General features: G+C 65.6%; 17 protein-coding genes. 6 read left to right on the forward strand and 11 right to left on the reverse strand.

Features of this window, described 5'->3' with window-relative positions:
- Nucleotides 1-16 precede the first annotated feature (16 nt).
- The 3 genes from E5K00_RS03680 to E5K00_RS03690 all read left to right on the forward strand — a co-directional run bounded on the left by E5K00_RS03680 (nt 17) and on the right by E5K00_RS03690 (nt 2,353).
- The gene (locus tag E5K00_RS03680) at nt 17-1,006 is read left to right on the forward strand and encodes an NAD(P)H-dependent glycerol-3-phosphate dehydrogenase (protein WP_135461800.1); all 990 of its coding nucleotides are present in this window, start codon (nt 17-19) and stop codon (nt 1,004-1,006) included.
- Nucleotides 1,007-1,527: 521 nt separating this feature from the next.
- Nucleotides 1,528-1,923, forward strand: a complete 396-nt coding sequence (locus tag E5K00_RS03685; RefSeq protein WP_135461802.1) for a DUF4259 domain-containing protein — start codon at nt 1,528-1,530, stop codon at nt 1,921-1,923.
- A gap of 1 nt (nt 1,924) precedes the next feature.
- The gene (locus tag E5K00_RS03690; protein ID WP_135461804.1) at nt 1,925-2,353 is read left to right on the forward strand and encodes an EamA family transporter; all 429 of its coding nucleotides are present in this window, start codon (nt 1,925-1,927) and stop codon (nt 2,351-2,353) included.
- Between the two features lie 9 nt (nt 2,354-2,362).
- Here the strand turns inward: E5K00_RS03690 and E5K00_RS22755 are convergent, their stop codons facing one another.
- Nucleotides 2,363-2,797 (reverse strand): hypothetical protein, encoded by a 435-nt coding sequence (locus tag E5K00_RS22755; protein ID WP_167856742.1) that lies wholly within the window; start codon nt 2,795-2,797, stop codon nt 2,363-2,365.
- A gap of 380 nt (nt 2,798-3,177) precedes the next feature.
- Between E5K00_RS22755 and E5K00_RS03700 the strand changes: the two genes are divergently transcribed.
- Nucleotides 3,178-4,872: a catalase gene (locus E5K00_RS03700; protein ID WP_135461808.1), complete on the forward strand. Its 1,695-nt coding sequence runs from the start codon at nt 3,178-3,180 to the stop codon at nt 4,870-4,872.
- A 67-nt stretch (nt 4,873-4,939) separates the two neighbouring features.
- Here the strand turns inward: E5K00_RS03700 and E5K00_RS03705 are convergent, their stop codons facing one another.
- From E5K00_RS03705 to E5K00_RS03735, 7 genes are all read right to left on the reverse strand, one after another.
- Complete coding sequence (locus tag E5K00_RS03705; protein WP_135461809.1) at nt 4,940-7,054, reverse strand: tail fiber domain-containing protein; 2,115 nt, start codon at nt 7,052-7,054, stop codon at nt 4,940-4,942.
- Nucleotides 7,055-7,097: 43 nt separating this feature from the next.
- Nucleotides 7,098-10,916 carry a hypothetical protein gene (locus E5K00_RS03710; protein ID WP_135461811.1) on the reverse strand — a complete coding sequence of 1,273 codons (3,819 nt, stop codon included), beginning with the start codon at nt 10,914-10,916 and terminating at the stop codon, nt 7,098-7,100.
- Nucleotides 10,917-10,959: 43 nt separating this feature from the next.
- Entirely contained in the window at nt 10,960-13,266 is a 2,307-nt protein-coding gene (locus tag E5K00_RS03715) for a hypothetical protein (protein ID WP_135461813.1), read from the reverse strand.
- A gap of 9 nt (nt 13,267-13,275) precedes the next feature.
- A complete protein-coding gene (locus E5K00_RS03720) occupies nt 13,276-17,787 on the reverse strand; it encodes a DUF6603 domain-containing protein (RefSeq protein ID WP_135461815.1) in 4,512 nt (1,503 codons plus the stop codon).
- A gap of 10 nt (nt 17,788-17,797) precedes the next feature.
- Nucleotides 17,798-19,471, reverse strand: coding sequence for an MBL fold metallo-hydrolase (locus E5K00_RS03725; RefSeq protein WP_135461817.1), 1,674 nt, complete (start codon nt 19,469-19,471; stop codon nt 17,798-17,800).
- An 83-nt stretch (nt 19,472-19,554) separates the two neighbouring features.
- Nucleotides 19,555-19,953 (reverse strand): hypothetical protein, encoded by a 399-nt coding sequence (locus tag E5K00_RS03730; RefSeq protein WP_135461819.1) that lies wholly within the window; start codon nt 19,951-19,953, stop codon nt 19,555-19,557.
- Nucleotides 19,889-20,230: an SHOCT domain-containing protein gene (locus E5K00_RS03735; RefSeq protein ID WP_135461821.1), complete on the reverse strand. Its 342-nt coding sequence runs from the start codon at nt 20,228-20,230 to the stop codon at nt 19,889-19,891. Before E5K00_RS03735 ends, E5K00_RS03730 begins: the two co-directional genes overlap by 65 nt.
- A gap of 547 nt (nt 20,231-20,777) precedes the next feature.
- Here E5K00_RS03735 and E5K00_RS03740 point away from each other — a divergent pair.
- Both E5K00_RS03740 and E5K00_RS03745 read left to right on the forward strand, forming a co-directional pair.
- Entirely contained in the window at nt 20,778-21,443 is a 666-nt protein-coding gene (locus E5K00_RS03740) for a glycoside hydrolase family 108 protein (RefSeq protein WP_135461823.1), read from the forward strand.
- 161 nt (nt 21,444-21,604) lie between these two features.
- Complete coding sequence (locus E5K00_RS03745; protein ID WP_135461826.1) at nt 21,605-22,933, forward strand: hypothetical protein; 1,329 nt, start codon at nt 21,605-21,607, stop codon at nt 22,931-22,933.
- A gap of 92 nt (nt 22,934-23,025) precedes the next feature.
- Here E5K00_RS03745 and E5K00_RS03750 read toward each other — a convergent pair whose 3' ends face one another.
- From E5K00_RS03750 to E5K00_RS03760, 3 genes are all read right to left on the reverse strand, one after another.
- Nucleotides 23,026-24,543 (reverse strand): hypothetical protein, encoded by a 1,518-nt coding sequence (locus tag E5K00_RS03750; RefSeq protein ID WP_135461828.1) that lies wholly within the window; start codon nt 24,541-24,543, stop codon nt 23,026-23,028.
- A 224-nt stretch (nt 24,544-24,767) separates the two neighbouring features.
- On the reverse strand, nt 24,768-25,355 hold the full coding sequence (locus E5K00_RS03755) for a Maf family nucleotide pyrophosphatase (RefSeq protein ID WP_317128868.1): 588 nt from the start codon (nt 25,353-25,355) through the stop codon (nt 24,768-24,770).
- Nucleotides 25,333-26,664: a DUF1015 domain-containing protein gene (locus E5K00_RS03760; protein ID WP_135461832.1), complete on the reverse strand. Its 1,332-nt coding sequence runs from the start codon at nt 26,662-26,664 to the stop codon at nt 25,333-25,335. Before E5K00_RS03760 ends, E5K00_RS03755 begins: the two co-directional genes overlap by 23 nt.
- Between the last annotated feature and the right edge of the window lie 29 nt (nt 26,665-26,693).

The following is a 26,693-nucleotide window of genomic DNA, read 5'->3' on the forward strand; positions in this document are numbered from 1 at the left end:
CAATTCCCATTCCCCGGTGGACAAAATAGCCATGATTGGCGGCGGCTCCTGGGCCACCGCGCTTACCAAGATACTTTCCGAAAACGGGGCCCGCGTGGGCTGGTGGATGCGCAGCAAAGACGACGTGCAGCACCTCTTGCGCACCCGCCACAACCCGCGCTACCTGTCCTCCGTGGCCTTCGACCTGAGCCGCGTATTTCCCTCCACCGACCTGAAGGAAACGGTGGAAGAAGCCGACTGGCTGGTGCTGGCCGTGCCCGCCGCCTTCGTGCAGAGCACCCTGGAAAAGCTGGACCGGGACATGCTCAAGAACAAGCGCGTGATTTCGGCCATCAAGGGTATGGTGCCCAGCAAAAACGTGCTGGTGACCGACTACGTGGCCGAGCGGTTTCGGCTGCCCCACGAGCGGATCGGGGTGGTGGCCGGGCCGTGCCACGCCGAGGAAGTGGCCCTGGAAAAGCAAAGCTACCTCACCATCGGCTCGCCCAGCCTGGAGCTGGCCGAGAACTTCAGCCTGCTCTTGCGCAACCGCTTCGTGAAGGCCTACCCCATGGAGGACCTCGACGGCATCGAGTACTTTGCCGTGATGAAAAACATCATTGCCCTGACCTGCGGCATTGCCCACGGCCTGGGCTACGGCGACAATTTCCAGGCGGTGCTGGTCAGCAACGCGGTGCAGGAGATGCGCCGCTTCGTGCACGCCATGAACCCCCAGCCGCGCGATTTGTCGGCCTCGGCCTACCTCGGTGATTTGCTGGTGACGGCCTACTCGCAGTTTTCGCGCAACCGCACCTTCGGCAACATGATTGGCCGCGGCTACTCGGTGAAGTCGGCGCAGATGGAGATGAACATGGTGGCCGAGGGCTACTACGCCGTCAAGAGCATCCATGAGCTGAACAAGAAGCTCGGCGTGCACATGCCCATTACCTCAGCGGCCTACCACGTGCTCTACGAGAAGATTTCGCCGGCCGTGGAGATTGAGCTATTGAAGGAGAAGTTTAGGTAGTGGCTGCTAAGCGGATGCTGGCAAGCAATAAGCACAACCATAATCCGCGGTGAAACCTGCTGCCCTGATTAACGCTTATTGAGGCCACTGATAGTCCAAGTACTCGTATTGTTCTTGGGCCAAGTCGTACAACTCAATTCGATGGCGTAGCTGTTGAGCCGCCAGAATAGCCGAAGCATGTTGACAGATCTGGTATAAGCTTCGGCTAGATGCTGCATCCGCGCTGATCAAAAAACCATTTTCCACTCTCTCAAAGGTCATGTTTGAGTCTTCGTCCTCTAGAAGCAGGTGTTGACTTTCCGGGTAGTGAACCGATCCTCTAATTCGGCTGACGGGAAAATACTGCTGCAACATAGCTAGGCCGAGCCGGGTATCCACTTCACCATAAGCCCGATAACAGTCTTCCATTGCTTCGGCCGCGTAGAATTGAGCAGTAGGCCGCCGCCAAATTACGGGTATAATGCGGCCTGCGGCTCTCTTTCCCGTATCAACATCCTCGTAAACCAACCAAAACTGAAACTATGGGCACCTGGGGCTACTACAACTTCGACAACGACGCGGCGGCCGACTTCGCCGAGGATTTCCGCGACAACCACTCCGAGGCCGTGCTCTACGAGGCCCTGGCCACCGCCGCCGAGGAAGAAGGCGCCCTGGAAGCCAATGAGGCCAGTGAGGCCCTGGCCGCCGCCGAAATCGTGGCTGCCATCCTGGGCAAGCCCGCCCGCGAGTTTCCCGTCGACCTGATTCCGGTGATTGTAAAGTTGGACGCGGCCGAAAGTGAGGATCTGCGCGAGCTGGCCACGGCCGCGGTAGAGGCCATCCTGCAGAAGTCGGAGCTACAGGAGCAGTGGGCCAGCAAGGATGACTACGCTAACTGGCAGCAGCTGCAGCACGAGCTGCTGGAGCGCCTCAAGTAGCATGCCCTGGCTGGTGCTGGCGCTACTCACGGCCTTGTGCCTGGCGCTCTATAACTTCTTTATCAAGCTGGCCGCCGACCATATCCCGGCCGCCGTGGGGGCCGTGGTGCTGCAGCTGGTAGCGGCGGCCCTGGGGGCGGTGTGGCTGCTGCGCCTGAAGCTGCAGGGCCAGCCGCTGCCCATTACCAACAAAGGGCTGCTGCTGGCGGCGCTGGCCGGGCTGGGCGTGGGCCTGGCCGAAATCCTGACCTTTGTGGTGTTCAGCCGGGGCGTGTCGTCGTCGGTGGGCACGCCCGTGATTGTGGGCGGCTCGGTGCTGCTCACGGCCGGGCTGGGGCTGGTAGTGCTGCGCGAGGCGCTGACGTGGCCGCAGGCGCTGGGCCTGGTCAGCATTGTGGTGGGCATCGTGCTGCTGGCCCGGGGCCACTGACGAGCCCGGTTACTGGGTGGCTTCGGCCGGCTGGGGCTGGCTCATCACCTGCAGGCTGCGGTGCAGGGCCGCGCACAGGTGGCTGTGGTGGCAGGCCAGGTACGTGGCCAGCTGGGAGCCCCGGTAAATAAAAATCTTGGCGTCGGGGTACCACACCGGCGCGTCGTTGGGCGGGCAAAAGACCGTGAGAATCAGCTGGTAGCTGCCCCGGAAAGTGAGGCTGACGGATGCCCCGTGGTGCTCATTGTCCTGCCAGCCGCGCACCTGGCGCGGCGCCGAAGCCAGCAGCAACGGCAGGCACTCGCGCAACTGGTGCAGCGTGCGGGTCTGGCACTCGGCCGACAACGTGCCCACCAGCTCCATCTGCTTGGATAGCTCCGCCTGAATCTGCTGGCCCAGCTGCTCCTGGGCCCTGGCTTTCCTGAACCGTAACATTCTTTTCATGTACTCCGCTGGCGTGGATCCGGCCCGGCCAGTCCGGCCGGGAAGTGGCCTCACAAAGTGAGAAGCGGGGTAAATCGTTCCTTCCCCCGCATTTTTTAGCCGGGTGCCCTTGCTGTCCTGTCCTTCGGGGGCTGCCGAGACAAGGTGTAAAATTTGGCGGTACGAACGGCGGAAGGCGGCAAAAGCCTTGCTGTTGAGCTTGTTAAGTCCGCTTGGCCCCGACCAGCTCATAGTAAACAACTTAGGCCCGGCCGGGAGCCCGCCAAACTGGTCGGTAGGCCTGGCGTTGGCGGTTTGAACGCCGCCCAAACGGGCTCCGGCGGTTAAACATCGTCGTTCTTTTTTGGTATTTTACTACTTCCAATCCATCCTAAAAACCAATGGCACAGAACGAAGAAAAGAACCAGAACGGCTCCGCTGGCTCCAACGGCCACGCTGTGTCGGGCAACGGCACGGGTACGGCCGTAACCGGCGCGGGTACCTCGCACGATGGCCGCACGGCCGAGGGCGAAAGCGCCCAGACCCTGACCACCCGCCAGGGCCATCCGCTGACCAACAACCAGAACACGCGCACCGTGGGCAACCGCGGCCCCGCCACGCTGGAAAACTACCAATTCATCGAAAAAATCAGCCACTTCGACCGGGAGCGGATTCCGGAGCGGGTGGTGCACGCCCGCGGCGCCGGGGCCCACGGCGTGTTCGAAGCCTACGGCAAGGTTGGCGACGAGCCCATTGCCAAGTATACCCGGGCCAAGCTGTTCCAGGAAAAAGGCAAGCAGACGCCGGTGTTCGTGCGCTTCAGCACGGTAGGCCACGGCGGCCACTCGCCCGAAACCCTGCGCGACCCCCGCGGCTTCGCCGTGAAGTTCTACACCGAGGACGGCAACTGGGATTTGGTGGGCAACAACCTGAAGGTGTTCTTCATCCGCGACGCCATGAAGTTCCCCGATTTGATTCACTCCCAGAAGCCCGACCCGGTCACGAACCGGCAGAGCGGGGAGCGGATTTTCGACTTCATCTGCAACACCCCGGAGGCCATGCACATGGTGAGCTTCCTGTTTTCGCCCTGGGGCATTCCGGCCAACTACCGGCAGATGCAGGGCTCGGGCGTGAACACCTATAAGTGGGTGAATGCCCAGGGCGACGCCGTGCTGGTGAAGTACCACTGGGAGCCGCTGCAGGGCATCAAAAACCTGACGGCCCCGGAAGCCGAGGCCATCCAGGCCAAAAACTTCAACCACGCCACCCAGGACCTGTTCGAGCACATTGCCAAGGGTGAATTTCCGGAGTGGGAGCTGCGCGTGCAGATCATGAGCGACGACGAGCACCCGGAGCTGGACTTCGATCCGCTCGACGACACCAAGATCTGGCCCGAGGATCAGTTCCCGCACCTGCCCGTGGGCAAGATGACGCTCAACCGCAACCCCGAAAACTACTTCGCCGAGGTGGAGCAGTCGGCCTTCGGGACCGGCGTGCTGGTCGACGGCCTCGACTTCTCGGACGACAAGATGCTGCAGGGCCGCACGTTCTCGTATTCGGACACTCAGCGCTACCGCGTGGGCACCAACTATTTGCAGCTGCCCATCAACGCGCCCAAAAAGCACGTGGCCACCAACCAGCGCGACGGCCAGATGGCCTACCACGTCGATTCGGCCCCCGACCAGAACCTGCACATCAACTACGAGCCCAGCTCGCTCAACGGCCTGAAGGAAGCGCCCCGTAGCGCCCCCGACCACATGCCCGAGTACAAAGGCCGCCTGATGCGCCAGACCATCGACCGGCAAAACAACTTCAAGCAGGCCGGGGAGCGGTACCGCCTGCACGAAGGCTGGGAGCGGGACGACCTGATCAACAATATGGTAGGAGCCCTGGCCGACGCCGACCGCCGCGTGAGCGACAAAATGGTGGAGCTCTGCACCAACTGCGACCCGGACTGGGGCAAGCGTCTGGCCGAAGGCCTGCACAAGGCACGAGGCGGTAAAAAGGCCGAAGGCAGCGGCCAGTCCAACGAAGCCCGCAGCTCGGAAGCCGTGGCCGAAGCCGAGGCTACGGCCCACGATGCCAAGCCGTACTAACGCTCCGCGTAAGGCACAAAAAAGGCGGCCCTCGCACTGCGGGGGCCGCCTTTTTTGTGCGCTGCTTCTAATTTAGGGCCGGGGCATCGGGAACTTTGATGCCACCCAGCAAGGTGGCCATTTGCGCCTGCAATTCTTCCAGCGCGCCCTGCAGCTGGTCGAGGCGGGCCTGCTGCCGCTCCGCTTGGGCCTGGAGGGCAGCGTTTTGCTGAATCAGGGCCTGGGTGGCCGACACGTTCAGCATGGCCAGGGCATCGTAGTCCACGCTGAGGAAGTCGGCCACGTACTTGCCGTACACGAACAGGGCCTCGTGCGGCTGCTCACTGGCGAAGCGGAACGTGTGCTCATCCACCACGCTGGCCTCCACGTGCAGGTCCTGGCCCTGCGGGGTGTAGAGGCGCATCCGGCCGCCCGCGGCGGGCAGCTCGTGGGGCCGGGTGGTGCGCACGGTGAGGTAGCCCGCGGCGTGGCTGAGGCTGGCCGCCGGCTCGTACACGTTGGGAATGGCCCCGGTGTGGCGGCTCACGGCCTCGGGGTATACCTGTTGCACCTGCTGGGCAATGACCTTTTTGACCGTGTGCGCCGGGTTGTTGGCCTGGTCGATGTAGGCGTAGTCGGTAATCTGGAGCTGCTGCAGGCGGGCTAGGTCGGCGGTGCAGTCGGAAGGGCCCACCACGCGCTTGATGCGCGCGTCGGAGGCCGCGCTGACCGTGCCCGACACGATGGAGCCGTTCACCCAGACTTCGCCGCCCTCGAAATACGCGGCCAGGGGGCGCTGGCCGCTGGCCCCGGCGTCGTGCACCAGCGTATTGTTAGCGCCTACCCAGTTATAGCTAAACCAGTTGGCCACGCCCTGCACGTTTTGCTCGCCCGCGTTGCCGTTCACGTGCAGCTTGGCCACGGGCGAGCCGGTGCCCAGGCCCATGCTGCCCTGGGTATTGAGCATCATCCAGCGGTGGCCGCCGGCCACGAATTGCATGGTGCCGCCGGCCTCGTAGTAAAAGCCCGCGTCGTTGGGGCCAAACTGGCTGAGACTACCCGCCGCGTTGGAAATAACGGCCGTGCTGCGTATTTCCTGGTGGGCATTCACTACGCCGTTCACGTCCAGGGCATAGGCCGGCGTGGTGATGCCAATGCCGACTTTTCCGGTGCCGCTCACGCGCAGCAGGGGCGTACCCATCTGGTCGATGACGCCCTGGCTGACGTCGAGGGCCGTAGCGCTGGTGCTGGCCACTTTGATGACCACCCCGTTGGCGCTGCCGCCGCCGGCCCCGTTGAAAAACTGACCCACGTAGCCGTTCTGCCCCGTGGCCCAGGCCAGGCTTTCGATGTTGCCGCCGTAGCCATCGGCCCCTATAACGTTGCTGTTGGTATTGGCCAGGCGGAAACCCGAGGGGCCCCCGATGCCCACGACGTGGGGCGTCAGGCTGGGGTTTCGCACCGTGACGGTCAGCGTCTGGTAGAGCGTGGCGTCCTTCAGCGTGGCGGCCAGCACAAACGTGGTATCAGTCGGCAAGCCCTGCTCGACGAGGTAGGAGGTAGCATTGCCCTCGTAGACAGGCGTCGTCTGGCCTTTCTGGTACACCTTGAAATAGGTACCGTTGCTTTCCCAGGCCAGCAGGAACTTCGTGGCGTTGATAAACTCCGTGGCCGGCACCGTGGGCGTGTCGGGCGCCGAGGAAATAAAATTCCGGACGTAAAAGGCCGGGGCGGCAGCTTTCGGCAGGGGAAATGAGGCCACCTTACTGGAATACGTGGGGCTGCTGACCGGCGCGGAATACTCGGCCACGGGCAGCAGGGCGCTGCCGCTGCTGGCATTCACCACGCCCTTGATGGTAAAGGTAACGGGCTGGTCGACCACGTGGCTGGTCGTGTTGTTGGCCAGCGTGAAGGTGTGGTAGTTACGGGGCGCGGCCTGCACGCTGGCATCGAAGGCTTCTTCCAGCGTGGGGGCCCAGTCGGCGCTGCTGCTGCTGATAGTCGGGGCCGGCGTCTCGCGGTAGAGGTCGTCGTTCAGGTCTCCAATCGGCACCTTGATGACAATGAACCGGCAGAGCACGTCCGGGTTGCTGGCTACGGCCACCGTCACCAGGCCGGGCGTGGGCGTGTCGGTGCTGATTTCCAGCGGGGAGGGAGTCGTGCTGACGGTGTAGGTGAGCAGCGTCGTCGGGGTTGAGGCCATAAGAAGTCGGGAAAGAAATAGAGAAGAGGGTAGGAAGCGGGGCTTATTGCTCGGGCGCGGGCGCGGCCAGGTCGGTCAGCAGCTGCAGGTAGCCTTCGCGCAGCGTGGCCGGCCCCGCGCCCAGGGCCGCCGTCGTCGTGGCGTCGGCCAGGCCGTAGCTCTGCCAGGTGGTGGGCTGGTCGGGGCGGTGCCGGGTGCTTTCCCACCACGACCACGCGCCGTTTTTCTCGCTGATGGGCAAATAGCTCAGGGCCGTGGTGAAAGCCGGCGTCTGGCTGGTCGCCGACGGCGGGGTGGCCACCGGCTTGAGGCGGGAAAGCAGCGGCCCCAGCCGAAACGTGACTTCGAGCCGCGCCAGGGGCGCATCGACGAACTGCCGCGGAATCGTGAGCATTTTCACCGGCAGAATCCCGGTGGTGGCGTGAATGGCCGCCCGCGGGTCTACCAGCAGGGTCAGGGTTTTGGCCGTCTGCCCATCAAACGGCAGCGTGACGTAGTGACCCCCGGGAGCGGCCAGCGGCCCGATGGGCTGCACGTACTGCTGCCCCTCGGCCGGGGCGGCCACGCTGCGAAACGTGGCGTAGTCCGGCCCTTCAAAGTACCCAATGACCCCGTCTTCGCGCGTGGCCAGGCTGCCGAAGCGGATGCTGAACGCCGACGTGGTAAAGGCCGGCCCGGCGGTTCGGGCCGGTGCCTCGGGCCAGTCGCAGCTGGTCAGCGGGGGGCCGTCGAGGGCGAACTGCGTCCGGAGCCGCACCAGGGCCAGGGGCCGCCCAATCAGCACCGACAGGTTCTGGTCGGTGCGGTTGCCCAGCGGGTCGGTGGTCCAGAGCGTGCTGTCGATGGCGCTGAGCAGGGCCCCGAACTCCGCCGCCGCACGGCCCTCAATACCGGCTACAAACGCCGCTACCTGCGGGGCCAGATCGGCCACCTCCACGCTGGTAAGCGTGCTGTGCGGCGGCGGGTTCCACTGCACCTTGCCTTGGCGCAGGGCCAGCTCGCCCAGCGCCGTGCCATCGGCCGCAAACAGCTGCACCGACTGGTTCAGGTGGTTGGCCAGCACGAAGCCGCCTACCGGGTTCACGTCCGGGGCCACGCCCAGCACCTTCGCCTCATCCCGCTGGTCGACCAGCAGCAGATCGAGGCGGGCGGGCTGCAGCAGGCGGGGCGGCAGCTGCACCGGGGCGGCAATGGTGGGCGTCAGGTTGGGGCTGGGGGCCAGGGCCGCGTCGCGCACCAGCGGGAAGTTGCGCGCGTCGTGAGTGCCGCCGTCCTGGGGCAGAATCAAGTCCAGCTGGCGGCCGAACTTGTCGTAGAGAATCACGTGGCTGAAGTAGAATTGCCCGCTTCGGATGCCGTGGAAGGGAAATTCGCTGGGGCCATCGGCCTTCACAGCGGGCGTCGAGTTGACCAGGCCCTGGTGCTGGGCGGGCGTGTCGTAGGGCGGCTGGCTGGGGCTGCCGGGGTAGCCGATTACTTTCTCGAACGTGACGCGCCGGCCGGCATCGGTAAAGGCCTCCACCGTAGGCTTGCGGAAGGCCCGCGGGTCGCGCTGGGTGAGCAGCTCGTTGAAGCCCATCAGCTCCTGACTCAGAAACCGCCAGTTGTCGGCGTCGGCAATTTCGTCGTAGAGCTTTTGCAGCTCAGCCTGCCCGGCGCCGTACTGCCGCACGAAAGCCTCCAGACGGGCCCCGAACGTAAACTGCGTGTGGGGGCTCAGCAACGACCGGCCGCTGATGGTTTCGGTCGTGTCCGCCCCGCGCACGCTCGGGTTCAGCTCGTAATCGGTGCCGTTGAAATGCCAGTTGAGTTGCCGGGTGCCGGTTTTGGCATCCTGGTACTCGTAGGGCACGTCGGTGTAGATAACCTGCCATTCCAGGTAGAGCGGGTGCCACTGCTGCTGCCAGGTATCCAGGGAAACGGCGGGCAGCACCCCGCCCTGACTGGTATAGACGGCCGCATCGTGGGTGCGCATGGCCGTGGTCAGCAGGGTGGCGTCGACCTTGGTTTGGGCGGCTATCTGGGCGGCATTCGTGGGGTCGAGCAGGAAAAACTCCTGGTAGACTGCCGCCACTCCGGCCGGCAGGGCCGCCTGGTTGGCCAGGGGCGGAATCACGGCGCTCAGCGCCGCGGGCAGCAGCGTGGTACCCGCCACGGCCAGCGCCCCGATCTGCTGGCTGGCCAGGCGCACCACCAGGCTATCGTCGGGGTCAGTAATGGCCGAGGGCTCAACGCCGGAAATCAGGAGGTTGGGGTTGTTGGGAGCCCAAAACCGGGGCAGGGCCACGGCCTTGAGCACTTTGCCCGCCCCGATGCCGCGCTGGGTGGCAAAGGCGCTGATGCCGGCCAGAAACGCCTGCTGGGCGTTGCCGCTCTCATCGGCGGCCGGCTGGGGTACTTTGGTCAGCAAGGCATTGATGCTGGCCAGCTGCCGGAGTACCCGGGCCAGCGGGCTATCCGGATTGGTGGCGTCGAGCAGCTGGGTCTGGGCCGCCGCGTCCAGGTTTAGCGGGTTGTCCACGGCCAGGCTCATCTGCTGGGTTACGGCGTTGAGGTAGCCGCTCTTCCACCAGGCGGCGTTCAACTCCCACTGCAGGCTGTGCAGGGTTTGCAGGGCCGAGTCCAGCGCCTGCTGATCCAGGTTGAGCTGCCGCAGCCAGGCCTGCTCGGCGGCCTCGGGCTTGTCGTCGCCGGCGGGCTTGTCGGCCACGATAACCCAGCGGGTGCCGCCGGCTTTCGAGCTAAACCATTCCTGCCGTACCCGCTCGGCCAGCAGCGCCTCCCCGTTGGGCTCGTTGAGCAGGGGCAGAAAGTCGTAGTGAAAAGCGCGCAGCAGCTCCACGACCCGGGCCGTATCCGAGTAGCCGGGCACCTGCGCCAGCTGGGCGGCCACCAGCGTGCTGAAGGCGTCGACGCTGGTATTGGCCACCGATACGGTCAGGTGCTGGGTGGCCCGCGTGGCTTCGAGCTGGTCGGGACCGGGGGCCGTCGTGGCGTTCCGGTCCCAGCTCAGGCCAAAGGCCATGCCCGAATACAGACTGCTGGTCAGCGTGCCGGGCTCGGCCGAAGCGGCCAGGGTCCAGTTGAGGGCCGCCAGCACCTGCTGGGTGGTAGTGCCGCCGGTAAAGCCCGTGGCGCCGGTGGCCACGATGTCGCGCGCCGGGTCCGAGTACCAGCCCGTTACCAGGTAGCTCAGCGTTGTCACGTCGGGCGCGTCCAGCAGGTCGTCGTAGAAGGAAAACACGCCTTCGTGGAAGGGCACGTAGGCGCTGAACTCCAGGTTGCCGGGCGCTACGGCCGTCAGAAACAGGGGCGTGGCGGCCTGCTCCTGCCAGGTAGGCTGCGCGAAGGCCACGCCGATGTTGGCCAGGTAAGCGCCCGTGGTCGGCACGTCGCTCAGCGGGCCGGGGGCGGGCACGATGGCTTCGGGCCGGGCCGCGCGACGGTTGGGTTCGGTGCTGCTTTGCCAGGCCGCTACGGTGGCGTCATCCACCAGAAAATAGCTCGCGCCCTCGGCGTGGCTGCTGGCACAGTCACTTTCCACTACCCAGGCTTTCTGCAGGTTGTGGCCGGTAGCATCCCGGCTGATGCGCGTTACCAGCCAGCGGTTGGGCACCAGCGGGTAATCAGTCGTGCCGGTTTTGGCCGAGCGCAGGGCCCGGGGCAGGGTCCAGTGCAGAAAGGCCCCCACCCGGGCGTCGTCGATATTCGCGTCGAAGGCCCGGGCTTCGGAGCTGTGAAACGTGTCGCTGCTCAGGGCGCTGTAGGTATGTTTCCAGCGCCGGAAAGTGTCGCGCTGCCGCAGCGCCGCGTTGGCCAGCAGGATGTCAAGCGTTATCGGAACCAGTAGCGGATTGCTCATAACAAGGTGATTCAGAAAGAGGAAAAAAACGACGCGCGGCCGGCTAGGAGGCCTGGCTGGTAAACACCACGGCCTCGGCCGACTTGATGAGCTGCAGGGCAAAGGCGGCCGGGCCCAGCGTGTCGTTGGGCAGCTTAACGCCCAGCTTGCGCAGGGCTGCGGCCAGGGTTTGCACCAGTCCGGCCGCGTCGGTGGGGGCAATGTGCAGCACCCGGCTGCCGGGGGCGCGCATGCCCAGCGGCTGCTGGCCGTGCAGGTCCCGAATCTGGACCGTGCCCACCTGCGCGCCCACGTTGGTGGCGCCGGGGGCCACGGTGCGCAGCACCGCGTTGCCGGCTTCATCCACCCCAAAGCCGAGGCTTTCCTGGGGCTCACTGAACTCCACGGTGTGCGGCACACCATCAAACAGGCAGAATAGCACGTTGGTGGCCAGGTGGTCGAGGCGCAGGATTTTCAGGGAAGTGTCGGCCTTGTCTTTGGCCCGCACCGCCAGGTTGGGCCAGCCCGTGACGAGGGCCGAGCGCAGCAGAAAGCCGCTGATAATGGTGGGCGGCTGCGGCGCGGTGCCCGGTTGGCGGCCCTGCAGCACGTCGCGCACCACGGCCAGGGCCTGGCGGGCCGCCTCATACACCAGGTTCTTGGTGACCTGGGTGAAAAAGGTTTGCTTGCTGGAGTCCAGGCCCAGACTGAGGGCCCCGTCGAGGGCGGCCCGCAGCCAGTTTTCGTCCAGGTAAAAAAAGCGCAGGGATTCCACCGGCAGGATGCGCTCATCGGGCACCAGGTTGTCGAAGGGCACCGGGTAGAGCAGCATCAGCTGGGCCAGCCACTCGGCCAGCGGGGCCAGCTCCTCCGCCGTTAGCTCCTGGAGCTGGGTCAGCACGGCCGGGTCGGCCAGGAAAGCCCGCGTATCGGCAATCGGGTCGGGAGCAGGGGTAGGCGTAGCGGCCGGCGGGGTAGCGTTCAGGCGGCTGCTGTCGGCGGTAGCGCCAATGTCCTGCACCAGCTGCGGGGTGAGCAAACCCAGCAAGGTATCCTGCACGGTGGTCGTGGCGTCGAGCTGGTCAATCTGGTTGGCCGTGAAGTGGTCGGAGGTCAGGCGGCGGTAGAGGGCGTCGGTGAGGCGGTGGGCTTTGCGGCGGAAAGCCAGCAGGCGCTGGGCAAAGTGCGCGTCGGCCAGCGCCACCTCCCGGCCCAGCTCCCAGGCCGCCGCCAACGACACGTCGAACACGCCAAAGGCCGGGTCGTAGATCAGGGCGGCGTCGGCGGTGTAGAAGGGTGCGTCCAGCTGCTGGGGCTGGGTCAGCAGGGGCGTGAGCGGCCCCCGGTACCAGGCAAAGGTGTCCTCGCCGCTGCGCGTGTGGTAGGCCAGCGGCGAGTAGCCGTGGGCAATGCGCTGCTGCACTTCCTTGCCCGCTACGTCAGCGGGAGCGGTAGACGGCATGGGCAGGCGCAGCCACAGCCGGCCCGGGTCCACGGCTCCGTTGGTGATTTCCTGGGTAATGAGGTTGGTGGCCAGGCTGTTGAAATCCTGGGCCTGGTCGGGCAGGCACAGGAACGTCCAGCTGGCCAGCGACACCAGGGCCACGCCCCCGGAGTAGGCCTTCAGGTCGGCATCGGCGGCCAGGTATTTTTCCATGCCTTCCAGCGACACCAGGTGCATGATGTTCTTGATCGGCTGGCTGGCCGTGGCTCCCGCCGCGCGGGGAAACCGGTTGGCGGCCGTCACCGAAAACAGCCCGTGCTCGTGCAGGCTCAGGCTGGCCCGGTCGTCGGTATTCACCTTGCGCACGTGCGAGAGGTAGGGCAGCTCGTCGAGGCGCGGCACCACGGCCTGAAACACGTCGGCCGCCATGCGGATGTAGTGGCAGGGGCTGGTAGGGTCTACGTCGGCTTCCAGCGCGGGCTTGGGGGCCAGCACCGGGGCGGCCAGGGCCAGAAAGTCGGCCACGGTGGCCGTGTGGGTTTTGGTGTGCGGATCGTCGCCGTCGGCCAGCTCGGCTTCCTCAAACACGAGCAAAGCCAGCCAGGGCGTATTGGTGCCGCCCATGTGCCGTTCCCAGGCCAGCATCGGGTCTTTGAGCACCAGGTGGGGCAGCACTTCGCCGTACTGGCCCGTGCTGCCGGCTGCAGGGTACTGGTTGATAATCTGCTGGGTGTCGATGGTAAACTGCGGGGCGGCCACCAGAAACTCCTGCCGGGTGCGCAGCACGTCGCCGCCGGTGGCCACGCCCGGCAGGCTGTGGCTCACGGTAATGAAATAATTGCCCGCCTCCATCGGCGGCCGGTAGTTGTCGTACAGCTGCAGGTCGCCAACGGGAATATCGGCGGTAATATCGCTACCAGTGCTCATAAGAAAGGCTTATCGTTGTTCCAGAGGATTGTCGGCAAACAGGCTTTCGACGCCTGCCGCCAGGTTCAGCATCGGGTCATTGGCCCCCGAATACAAGGCGGCCGCCTGCAGGGCCTGGTACAGCGCGGTGCGCTGCGGGGCCTGGGTGGCCAGGTTGGCCAGGTCCTGTAGCACCGTGTCGCTGACGACCGGTTGGTAGTCGGCCGAGCGGGTGGGGGCTGTGCTGAGCGGGCTCTGGCCCTGACCGGGCAGAATGTACTCGACGGCCAGGGCTTCGAGCGAGACGACGCCGAACGTGTCGCCGGCCACGGCGGCGGGGGCTTGCACGAAGTAGCCGCTCAGCTGGTCTTGGATGACGTCGGCGGCGGGCTGGGCCGGGGTTTGCACGAAGTTGCCACGCCCGTCGCGCAGGGGAGCGCCCCACAGGGTGGCGGCCACGTTGCTGCGGGTGGGCGTCAGGGTCCAGCGGCTCACGTCGAGGGCGTCGGCGTCGGCCCTGTCGCGGGAGATGCGCAGGTTGTGCACCGACTGCACGCCCGTCAGGTTCATGGGCCGGATGTCAATGGTGCCGCTGCCCTGGGCGTTGGCGTGGTCGGGGCCGTAGGTAAGCTGGCTGGCGGGCACGGCGCTCTGGGTGGTGAAGCTGAACGAGCCGGCCCGCACCACCCACAGGCTGGTGGCATCCTTCACGGGCGCCTGCTTGTTGAACAGCACTTTCCCGGTGGTCGAATCCCGCTTCAGCGTCTGGGTCAGCCCGCTGTTGGCGGCCACGTTGCACACGTCGGCCGGGGCGGGCAGCAGGGTTTTCAGGCCGGTCCAGTCCAGCGGATCCTGGTGGTTCGGGGCCCCGTCGGAGCCGAAATGCACCGTAACGGTCACCACCACCACGTGCACCCGCACCTTGCCGCCCAGCGGCGGGCCCCACAGGTTGAGCGAGGCCCCGAGCGATACGGTCACCGTTTTGTGGCACACCAGCAGGTTGAGCCGCACCGAGGCACCCAGCTCAATCCGAATGTCGGCCACGAAGGAAAACGGGTGCCAGGTGACCAGCATGTCGGCCTGGGCCGTAAACCAGGCTTTCACGATGCCCGACTGGTAGAGCGCCTCCAGGCTGCCCCCGGCCATGCCGCAGGCCGGCGTAATGGCGAAGTAGGCGCCGCCCTTCAGCGAAACCTCGCCCGACACCGGCCAGTTGAACCCCAGGCGGGCCACCAGCGGGTAAAACGGCGGGGGCTTAAAGGCCGGGTGGTAGCCGCCCAGCGTCATGACCACCTGCCCGGCGTTGGGGCTCTTGCCAAACCACAGGTCGAAGGCGAAGCCCCCGGTGATGTGGCAGTCCTTGGTGAGCACGAACGAGTTGCGCGTCAGGCTGGCGGCCACGCCGAAGTAGCCTTCCTGGGGCTTGAGCACGGCCTCCATCTGCAGGGCCACGAACACGAAGGTTTCGCTCGGGCCCGCGCCCTGGGGCAAGCTCAGCCAGGCCAGGCCCAGCACCGCGAATTGCAGGTCGTTGCCAAACTCGGCGACCAGCAGCAGCTCGCCCTGCACGATTTCAAACGAGGAGAACTTGATGCCGGCGGCCAGCCAGTACTGGCCTTCCTGGGGCACGATCCACTGGGTTTTGGTGCCGCCCGCGCCGGCTACTTCGCCCTCCAGAATTTGCAGCGTGTGCATGGCCTGGCCCTGGGCCGAGCCGCCGGTGCTGGGTCCGCCCAGGGCCAGCAGGGGAAAGTCCTGCACCTGGTCGAAGGAGGGCAGCACCAGGGTGCGGTTGAAGCCGAAGCCGCCCATCAGGCCCTCGACCATAAAGTAGGGCTGCCCGCCCAGGGTGGCATTCACGTCAATGAAAATGAACAGGGACGGCATGCCGTCGGCCATTTGCGCGTACGACGCCAGCGCCGACAACCCCCATTTCTCCACCTGCACGATCAGGGCGCCGTCGTACTGCATCAGCACGCCGGGAGCCAGCTCGTCGGCGGGCACCTTCAGGATGGCGCCCTCGATGGTCAGGGCCGGCGACGAGTAGGACACGCCCAGGCCCCGCAAGTCAAACTTGGGCGAAAACGTCGACAGGGAACTGCCAAAGGCCAGGCCCTGGGCCGAAAACGACACCGGCCCCAGCGTCACGGCCGCGTCGAGGGCAAACATCAGAATGCCCTCCGCATACGACACGCCGAGGCGCTGAAACTGAATCGGGCCCAGCTGCTTCTGAATGTCGATCCACTTGATGGGAGCCGGGGCCGGGGCGGCAGCGGCCAGCGTAGTGGCCGCCGGAGCGGCCGGAGCGCCGGCCGGAGCCGGGGCGGCCGGGGGCGTCGCCGAGGCGTTGCTGCCCCCGATGGTGAGCTGGGTGGTGGCCTCGCCCAGCTGCAGCTCGGCCAGCACCGTGAGGCCCTGGGTGGTGCCGGCGGCCGCCAGCGGGTAGATGCCGGCCGGCAGCAGCGGATTGACGACGCCCACGGCTTCCGGGGCAAAGGAAGCCGAGCAGTACAGTACCTGCAAGTCGTTTACGGCGGCCGTCAGGGAGGCCGGCAGCTTGGAGCCCACCACCGGAATGTCGGCCAGGCTAAAGGAGGTGCCTAGCTCGAAGGCCAGCAGGAATTGCTTGGCGGGCGTGGGGGCCTGATCGGTAGCGGCGGGGGCGAAGAAGACGAACTTGGCCTGCTTTAAGTCGATGCTGATGTCGGCGGGAATGTCGGCGGCCACGGTTGCCGACACGGCCGCCACCATGCGCTGCAGGTTGAGAGAGGCGGTTTTTACTTCCTGGTAGGTGGCAATGAACGTGTTTTCGCTGCTGCCGGCCCCGGCTTTCTTGCTGGTGTCGAACACGACGTCAAACTCCAGGTCGTGCAGGGTGAGGCGGCCGCTGAAAAAGGCGTCGTAGCCCTTCGAGCCGCTTACTTTGCCGGTCTGGTCGGTAGCGTCGGCATTTGACTGGCCCTGCTGGCTTATCCGGATGGTCACGCTAAGATCCACGGCCTGGTCGTGCACTTCGAACGTGCCGGCGCACTCAAACTGAAACGTGCCGGTGCCGGTGGCATACGACACCAGCAGCTCGGTCAGGACCAGGGATTTGACTGGCTCCGGCACCTGGGTAATGCCGAATTTATCGGCCAGTAGCGTCAGCACGTCGCCCATGGCCACCGGCGTGGCCGGGTCGAGGCCGCCCTGAAACAGCCAGCCGTTCTGGGGCCCGTCGTACTCGGCCAGCAGCACTACCCGGGCCTTGTCGGCAATACCGAATTCGCAGTCGAAGCGGCCGGTCAGCCCGTTGCCCTGGCTGTAGGTTAGCCGCAGCCCTGTTTCTTCCAGCGTCAGCGGCCCGATGGTCCACAGGTTCAGAACTTCGAAGCTAACGGCGTAGGAGCCCAGCGCCAGCGCCGCCACAAACTCGGCGGTGGCAATGGTCAGCGCCTCGGGCACCAGGTCGGGCGGCAGGCTCAAAGAAGTCAGCAGGTCTTTGACCTTCAGCGGGGCCTTATTGTGCAGGCTGCCCTGCACCGTGATGCCCGGCAGCGTAATAACTACGTCCAGCTGCAGGGCCCCCAGCGTCAGGATGGTGGCCACGTTGAGGCTGACCAGGGAGAACTTCGTCACGTCGACGACGGCCGATACCGAGGAAATAGCCGCGTCCAAGCCGCTGGTGCTCAGGCCGTGGTTGGTAAAGCTTCCCACCACGTCGCCGGCGCCAATCCAGTGGGCCAGGGCGGCCAGGCCGGGAAAAGCCTGGGCCGGGGGCGTCGGGCGCACAAACACCGGCCACGCACTGCCCCGCATGATGGTCAGGCCCGCATCCAGGGCCACGCCCTCCACGGCCAGATGCCCGATAAGGGTGAGGCCGAAGGAATTGGTCTTGTTGGCCCCCACGATGCTCAGGCCGTCAAACTCGAAGATGTCCGGGACGGGCTTCCAGGTGGCCGCCGGGGCATTCAGGACAAACCGGGTGTAGGCCTCGTAGGTGGTGTTGGGGTGAAACGTGATGCTGTACGCGTCCTTATCCACGACCAGCCCCTGCGTCAGAAAATCCAGGCCGGCGGGCAGGTCGAAGGGCAGCGCGCCGCCCGCGCTGCCGAGCAGGATTACCTGCAGGGGCGTCAGGTTGGCGGCATTCTGGGCCAGGGTTACCTGCCAGGTGGGCGGGTCGGTGGGGCTGGTGGTGGCGGCCGATACCAGCACCGGCACCGCCACGGTGCTGGAAAAGGGCAAAGTGCCGTGGGCCACGCCGCCGTAGGCCACCGTGCCCGTGCCTTGGTCCTCGATGGTCAGCTCAATGGAGGCCAGCGTCACGGCTACGTCCCGCAGCCCTTGCAGGGGCCACACGGCGCTGGTCGTGCCCGAGATGGTGAGGCGGTTGTTCTGCAGGCGCAGGCCCGTGCTGGGGTCGGGCGCGACGACCAGCTCCCGGCCGGGCAGTGTGCCCAGGAAAGCCTGGAAACCGGGCGGCAGGTTGGTATCGGTGGCTCGCAGGGTCAGCGGCGTGGCCTGGCCCTGCAGGTAGCTGAGTAAGGTTTGCAAATCCATAGCCGGGCTGTTAAAAAGGAATATGAACCGTCAGAAACCCGCCGTGCGTGTCTTCTTCCCAGTATGTAATGTGAAATTGGCGCAGCGCCGCGTCGCCGGGGCCCAGCGGATACGCCGGGGAGTTGGATGCTGATTCGTCCTCGTTGATGCTGAGGCTGATGTGGCCGTACTGGGCCGCGGCGTTGCCACTCACGTACATCTTGTTGCCCACCGGACCGGGATACTGCAGCACGGCCGGCACCAGGCTCGCGGGCACATGAATCTTGGGTCCCTGCAGCGTCGCGGGGTCTACCTGGAATCCGGTCAGGAAGCAGTAATCCAGGGAGCCGCAGGCTTGCAGCCGGTTGATCAGGGGCTGGTCGGGGTGGTAATAGTTGGTGCCCGGGTGGCCGCAGGAAATAAGGGCGGCCCGGGGCCGGATACCCTGGCGGACCGGCAGGGGAGCTACTTGGCCATTCAAGAAAACGTCGCTGGTGCAGGTGGTCGCCCCGTGGTGGCCGCACTTAAAGGCCGCAATGCAATGGGGCAGCGCAAACTGGTTCGCCGTGCCGGGAATGGGTAGCCCGTTGGTCATCACGGCCTGGGCTATCAGCTCCTCGCCCGAGGTCGGTAGGTCGCCCCCGGTGTAGAAAAAGAACTTGTTGAACCGCACCACCAGGCCGTAGCTGTCGGAGTTGTTTTCCTCGGCCAGCGCGATGGGCATCCGGTTCGGGTCGCCGCGCCACATGTATTTATTGACCGCCACCACGAACACCATCGGCGCGTTGGCCACCGGCACCGCCGCATTCGGCCCCGAGTTCCACAGTATCTCGTCGCCCAGGGCGGCGGTGGTGCGCTGCCGGTTCACGTTGGGGGCCGTGATGTTCTGCGAGGACAGCAGCAGCTGCCCATTCACGTAGGAATCGTACTTGTTGGGCATGCTGGCGTTGCCCGTATCAATCATGTGAGTAGTGCTAAACCGCCCGCCGGTGGAAAAATTGCAGTTCTTCTCCTTGACCAGCGTGCCAAGCTGAGCGAAGACAAACTGCCGGACCGCCACCCGAATGGCCGCCGCCCCCACGATAGCCGGGTTGACCAGCGTATCGGCTATGAAAACGCCGGTGCGACGCGCGACTTCCCGTCGCTTCTTGGTGGAGGTGTGCGGAATCAGCCAGGGGTTTGCCGGCAGGTTCCCCACCACGCTTTCGGCTTCCTGCATGCCCCAGAGCGCCGCATCGGCATCGGTGGTGGTGGGCACCACGTGGGCGCGGGCACTCATGCCCGCGCTGATTGCGTACATTGAGTCGTCGGAGCCGGGCAGGGCGTAAGCGCCGATTAGCGCCGCGCAGGTGCCGGCAGCTCCAGCGGCTATCTGCTGGGGCCGGTTGATGCCCATATTCGCTTCCGCAATGGCTATCCGGGCGATGGTATCACAGATCTGAAAAAAGTTGTCGGCCGCCAGCAGCGACATGATGCCGCCCGAGTGGTCGACATCGTAATGCGTTACCAGAATATGGTCGACCGGCACGTTGGCCGGCAAGATGGCGTCAATGCAGCCGGCCACCAGCGCCCCCTGCGCCGCGATGCCGCCGTCGATCAGCATCGTTTTGTAGGCCACCGGGGCGACGGCCGGGTCGCGGGCCACCAGGAGCGCACTTTCGCCCTGGCCTACGTCGAAAGTGTGGATTGCTAATTCCCAGGCCATATCGTCTTGCGGAGCGTAGTAAAGTCTATCATCTGTTGTTGCTAAAGAGAGTGGGTAGTAAGCCCCGGGGCTGTAGCGCCGCCTCAGCGCACCGCCGCCAGCAGAACCAGCCCGCTACTCAGGGCTATCAGCAGCCCGTTGAGCAGGCCCCGCTTGCGGGCTTTGCCCTGCCACAGGGTTTTTTCGGCCGTTTCGGAGGCTAGCAGCCGCTGCTGGTCGTCCAGGCTTTTCTGGTAGGAGCGGGCCGCGTCCTGCTGCAGGCGCCCGGCCCGCTGCAGGCTGTCGGCCGCGCCCTGGTAGTCGGCGGCGGCTAGGCGCCACTGCCGGGCTTCCTGGCGCAGCAGCGGCAGCACGCGCAGGCTGTCTTCAATTTTAGCCGCCTGCGTCACCGACAGCGTCACGGTTTTGGGGGCCGGCTTAATAGCCTGTGAGCTCGCGCTGAAGCTCAGCAGCAGAAGTGTCGGAAGGAGCAGTTGTTTCATGCGTACGTTGGTGGAGGCGGCGGGCAGAATCGGCCGCTAACCGGCCGTGGTGGTACAGCGTGGCGGCGGCCGTATCGGCGTGGGCCGTGGCCAGCGAGTCCTGCCGGCGGCGGGCCGCTTGCTGTTGCAGGTCCTGCTCCAGGGCTTTTTCCTGCCGAGGGCTCAGAATAGCGCGGTTGTCGGCCGTGGGCCGCCGGCTATACCACAGGGCCAGCAGCACGAGGCCGATAACGATAAGCCAGAAAACGGGCCGCTGATACAGAGGGGAAGGAGTCATGATAATAGAAAAGCCGGGCCGGGCCGCGGGGCACCGGCGATAAACGAGCCGGCCAAAGCCGGAATGACTGCACGATGGGATCGAGCTGCGGGATACCGCCGGGAAAGACTTGGCGGGCAAGGTAGAGCCCGAACCGGGGGCGGCCGCCGGCGAAGCATGTGAACTGCCCTGCCAGCACGGCAAACGACCCGTTTTGGTACGTGGAACCCGGTAGTAGCCCCGGCAGGGCCCGAAAAGCGTTGCAATAGGAGCTGCCCACGAAGCGCAGCGGTAGGATAGAGGAGCGCAGAAATAGGATTGGACTGCGAATAAATAGAAGTCGGAGTAATAAACAAAGCCCTATTCATCTAGGGTAAGTAATAATTTTTACCGGCCGCTTGCCCCGGTGCTGCCCGGCATACCAGAAGCCGCCGTTTACCTACCAAACGCCGGACTTTACCGCTTTTCCTGCCCCGGCACCGGCCAAAACGGCATCTTCGCCCGGCCCGGCAGTGCCTGCTGCCCGGGGCCGGTCCGTCCGGTTTATCCACGCTCAACGCCGCCTGCTATGGCAAACTTTGCTCACTATTTCCCCACGCTGCTCGCCAACGAAGGCGGCTACTGCCACGACCCGCTCGACCCGGGCGGAGAAACCTACCGGGGCATTGCCCGCGCCTACAACCCGCACTGGCCCGGCTGGCCCGCCGTCGATGCCATCCGGACGCGGCTCTGCCCCGCGCCCCCCGTGCCCAAAACCGAGTGGCTGACGCTGAGCCACACCCTGGAAGCCGACGCGGCCCTGGGCAGCCAGGTAATGAGCTTTTACAAAGCCGAGTACTGGAACCCGCTGGGCCTGGACGGAGTCAATTCGCAGCCCATTGCCGACCAGCTGGCCGACCACGGCGTGAATGCCGGCGTGGCGCGCCCGGCCAAAATGCTGCAGTACCTGCTCAATACCGAGTTTGGGGCGCACCTGGTGGTCGATGGGAAAGTAGGGGCCCAGACCATTGCCACGCTGAATGCCGTGGACCAAGCCCGCTTCTACGCCCGCTTTATTGCCATGCGGCGCGCCTTCTACGATTACCGGGCCGGCAGCTTTTCGCCCGCCGACGCGCAGGCCCTGGCCGCCTGGCACCAGTTCTTTCACACCGAGCTGCACCTGGTGCCCGACGACCGGATGCAGAAATACCTGGCCAGCTGGCTGGGGCGCACCCAGGAAAAATTCGTCGCCTAGCGTCGGCTTTCTGCGGGTTCTGGCTCAGCTCCGGGGCCAGAACCCGCTCGGTTTCTTCCGGCTCTTATTACCCTTACAGCCTGTTATCGGTGAAGAATTTTACCCGGTTTCTATTCTCAATGCAAACAGGAAGTGCTTGTAGGCTTCTTGTTGTAAATCAGATGCATATTTTTTTGAAAAAGGCGGGCAGTCTATTGGCCGTTGTGGCCTTGTTGGCCGGGCTGCCGGGTGGCGCCCGGGCCCAGCAGCCGGTTATCGAGCGGGTCTACGTCACGGATGACCCGCGGCAGGATTCGGTGTTCGCGCTGGGCAGCACCATCGTGCTGGAAGTACGGGGGCTGAACCGGTGGCTGCGGTTTCAGGAAGAGCTGCTGGTGCACCAGGGCCTTACTCCCGAGAAAGCCCACGACAAGGCGCGCGACCTGGTACTCTACATCGACGATGCCCCGTTGGTGGGCATGCCACCCCTGGCCCTGTACGTCGATGAGTCCGGGGCCGACTCGGTGCTGACGGCCCGGGCCCTGGCCAAAGCCCAGGCCCAGGCGGCCGCCGACTCCACAGTGGCAACGCCCGGCGCGGCCGACCCCGTGCTGCAGGTGCTGCTGGATGAATACCCAATCGGCGTACCCGATAAAGTGATATTCAAGCTGCGCCGCGACGTGAGCAACTACAACTACTGGGACATCGTCTACGACTCGCCCTGGGACTATTCGCACGCCGGGCGGCTGGGCCTGGGCTACGAGGACCGAGTCTTTACCGAGCTGCACCCGCGCCGGGGCAACACTATCCGTGTGGAGCTGATTCAGCCCGCCACGCTCTGGGTTGCTATCCTGGGCACCATCGGGCTGGGCTTGGGGCTGCTGGTGCTGGGGCGGCGCTCGTGGCTGCTGCGCACCACGGCCAGCACCCCAGTGGGCGCGGGCAGCCCGGCGGCCACGGTGGGCGCGTTGCAGCCGGCATTTAGTCTGGCCAAAGTGCAAATGGCCTGGTGGACCTTCGTTATCCTAGGCAGCTTTCTGGTGATTTACTGCGTCTCGGGCGAAATGCCGGACATTTCCACCACGTCGCTGGCGCTGCTGGGCATCAGCGGGGGCACCACTGCCCTGAACGCCCTGATTACGTCCGGCTCTGCCGACCCGGCCACGGTGGCAGCGGGGCCGCAAACCAGCCGGGGCTGGCTGACCGACATTGTCTCCGACGACCACGGCCTGAGTTTGAATCGGTTGCAGCAGGTGGTTATTTCCCTGATGATGGGCTACTTCTTCGTGCGCACCGTCTACAACACGGTAGCCATGCCCGTCTGGACCGACAACCAGATTCTGCTGCTGGGCATCAGCAACGCCACGTACCTGGGCCTGAAATGGCAGGAAAGCCGCACGCCCAGCGTCCCCGTCGATACCGCCCCGCCGCCGGCCCCGGCCGCCGCTAGTTCCCAAGCGACCAGCCCGGACTTTCTACCGGCCACCGATGCGGCGACCTCGCCGGCTTAAGAGTGGGCTAGGAATGGATAAGGACACGCCGACAATTACCACCTGGAAGCCCCGAACCAGCCCCGCCCGGATAAAATAGCCGCCTGCTTCGGCTAGTTCGGGGCCGTGTCGTCCAGCTCCGGCTCGTCCACCTCCGGCATTACTTCCGCGGAATCAACTGGCCCGGCCGGAACTTCCGCCGAATCGAGTACGGCCGCTGATGGCTCCGGCTCGGCGTCCGTCCCAACCGAATCCGGCTGGTATTGGTCGGCGTCTGGCGCGGCGGCGGCCGCAGGCGTGGCCGGGGCCGGGCGGGGTTTCGCCGAAGTACTACGGCTTGTCGGCGGGCCGCTGGTCAGCTTCGAGGCCAGGTGCAGCACGCCCCACACGCCCCAGCCCAGCCCCCCGGCCAGGGCCGCCACCACGGCTACCCGGTGCCACTGCAGCTGCCAGCCCGCCGCGGGCCGCGCCGCCGCCGCCCGACGAGGTGGGCGCGCCGCCGCCGGAGCTGCGGGCGGCACGGGAGCAACCGGCCCCGGCGCCGGAGCGGGGTGCTGGACAGCAGGCGAAGCCGGGCGGGCCTGCAGCTGCTGCATCAACGTGCCCAGCTGCTCGATGCGGCTGTCGAGCAGCTGATTGCGGACCGCGGCTTCGCTCTGGGCGGCCCGCACGGCTTCCTGCAAAGCGGCCTTTTCCTGCATTTCAACGGCTAGGCGCTGCTGTAGCGCCTGCGTTTCCGGGGCCATAGCTGAAGCCGCCCGAAGCTGGGTCTGCAAGTCCTGAATCAGCTGGTCGCGGGCGGCTTCCCGGGCGGCGGCGGCGTGCTGCTGGGCCTGCACTTCCTCCCGCACCTGCTGACGGATCTGTGCCAGCCGCCGCTGCTCGGCGCGGCCGGCGGCCTCGGCGTCTTCTGCGGGGTAGCCGTAGGGCCGGTCGGCCGGAATATCCTCGGCCCCCAGCCAGTGCCAGAGCTGCCTGGCCTTATGCTCCCAGAACCCCATAGGCGCCACCAGCTCCGAGACTTCCTCCACCACGTCTTCCTCGAAGACGCGGGTGGGCATGTCGGTGGCTAGTTCCCGCACCCAGCCCTGCAGTGCTTCCTCGCTCAGCTCAATTTCCGCGCGGGTAAGCTGCTGAAGCCGCCGGGGGAGGTGCGCCGGGTGGCGCAGCAGCTGGAAGCCGTCGGCGCCGGGCTGCTGGCGGAGCCGGGGCTCCATGGTGGCATCAAACGTGACGGGTGCGGCAAACAGCACCACGGCCGTAAGGGCCGGGGCGGGAATGGGCCGGGCGCTCAGATCGGTCCCCAGCCAGTCGGCCAGCACCGGCTGCTGGCGCCGGAACCGGGCAAAAGGATTGGCCAGGGCTTCTTCCGCCAGGGGCTTGCCGTCCAGCAGCCAGGGCCCATCCAGGCTTGGCAGACTAAGCTGGCCGCTGCCGGGCACAAATAGCAGGGCCGTGATGCCGTGCCGCCGCACCACCACGGCGTCGATGGGTTCCTCCGCGAGCAGAAAGTTGCCCAGCAGCACGGTCGTGCCGGGGTGGGCTTCGGCTTGTAGCGCTTCCAGCACGGCATCGTACTGCGCCTGGCAGGCCGGGTCGGCGAAGGGCGCAAACAGAAGGCTGTGCAGCATGGGTAACCGGGAAAGAAGTGGGTGAGGATTCGGCTATACGTGGGCGCCGGGGCGGCTGAGCCGCTTGGCAGTACGCAGGCCCTGCCGGGCCGGTTATCAGCCCGGGGCGCGGTTAGCCAGGTCTTATATCGAGTGATGGATAGAAACAGCAGCGCGGCCGCTGCCCGCCCGCTCACCGGAATCAGAAAGCAGTCATAATTATTCTTATGATCTAAACTAACGGATTAAGATGGTTGCTGTAACGTGACCATTCCCAGCTGTTCCAGCTCTTTCCACACCCGGTGTACGGGCAGGCCCATCACGTTGAAGTAGGAGCCTTCGAGCTTGGTCACGGCTACCATGCCAATCCAGTCCTGAGCCCCGTAGGCGCCGGCTTTGTCCAGGGGCTGGTACTGGCGCACGTAGAACTCAATTTCGGCCGGCGTCAGGGCCCGGAAAGTGACGCGGGTCTGGTCGGAGAATACCGTGCGCTGCCCCGTGCCGCTGAGCAAACACACGCCGGTGTACACATCGTGGGTGCGGCCCTGCAGGCGAGTGAGCATGGCGCGGGCTTCGGCCTCGTCGGCGGGCTTGTTGAGCACGTCGTCGTCGAGGCACACGATGGTATCGGCCGTGAGCACCACCTCGTCGGGGGCCAGGTCGGGGCGGTAGGCCTCGGCTTTGTGGGCGGCCAGAAACTCGGCTACCTCGGCCCGGTGCAGGTGGGGCGGAAAGCTTTCATCCACTTCCCGCAGGCGCACCTCGTAGCGCAGGCCCAGGTCGGTGAGCAGCTGCCGGCGGCGGGGCGAGTTAGAGGCCAGAACCAGGCGCAAGGTGGGGCGTGTAGAAGGCATTGTCGTGTTCGTCGTCGCGGATGGAGGTAAAGAGAAATCCGCCGATGGTTTTGGGGTAGAAAAACGTGGATTTGGGCGGCATTACGGCCCCGGAGTGGCACACCCGCTCGACTTCCTCCATCGTCACTTCATTCACGATGAGGGCGGCGCGGGCTTCCTGCCGGTCGACGCGGCTGAGGCACTCCGGGAAGTTGCGCACGTAGGCCACGCCCGGCCAGGTGCGCTGGGCGTCGGGCCCCACAATGCCCAGGGCCTTTTCCAGCACGAAAAAGTGCAGCACGGTCAAATCCAGGGCTTTGACTTCGGGGGTAGTGTCCCAAGTGAGCTGTTCGTGCACCTCGGGCCGCAGGCGCAGCTTATAGGCCTGCCCACCGATATACAGGCCAAAGGCCCAGGGCTTGCCGGCAATCAGCTCGGGCAAATCGTAGATGTCGTCTTTGGGCAGCACGGTAAAGTACGGCTCCAGCCGGGTCAGAAACTCCGCATCCGTCAGGCCCGCGGGCAGCTCCAGCAGCAGGCGGTGGGTGGGCAGAATGCGCAGGTCGTCGGCCGCCGCGTTGGTCAGGTACATCAGGTGGAAGTGCCAGGGCTCCCGGCCCGAGTTGGCGGGCGCGGCGGCCATGCGGGCCTGCCGGTAGGCCAAGGAGCCTTCGTAGCGGTGGTGCCCGTCGGCCAGAATTACCTCGCGCCCGGCCATCACCTGCTGAAAGCGGCGGATAATGGCCGCGTCCTGAATCACGGCCAGCACGTCGCGGGCGCCCTGGTAGTCTTCCTCGGTCTGGTAAAGCGGGTCGGCAATGGCCTCGTCGAGGTAGCGCTCCAGCTCGAAGTCCTCGTCGCGGTAGAGGCCGTGGGTGGCGCTGGTCTGAAACTGGGTGCGGGCCAGCAGCTCGGCCCGGTCGTTCACGGCCCCGGGCAGGGTATTTTCGTGGCGCAGCACCACGTTTTCACTCCAGTCGTAGGCCCGGATGTGGCACATAAAGCCCTTGCGGCAGTACTCGCGGGGGCTGCCCGGCAACCGGAAATACTGGTAATAGACGTAAATGCCCGGCATTTCGTCCTGGCGCAGCACGCCCTGCTGCTGCCACTGCTGCAGGCGCGCCAGGGCTTCGCCGGCCGGGTCGCCGCCGCGCGGCACCGAGAGGTGAATGCTGTTCAGCTCGTTGCGGTAGAGGGCCTCGCGCTGCTTGGTCGATACCACGTCGAACAAGGGCGAAACGTAGTCGTCGATGTGGGCGCTCAGGTCCGCGTTGTAGCGCCAGCCGCGGACGGGTTGAATTTCAGCCAAACTGTGAATGAGTGAGATGGTGAGGTGGT

Origin of the sequence: Hymenobacter aquaticus, assembly GCF_004765605.1 — a bacterium.
In the GTDB taxonomy this organism is placed as follows: Bacteria; Bacteroidota; Bacteroidia; order Cytophagales; family Hymenobacteraceae; genus Hymenobacter; species Hymenobacter aquaticus.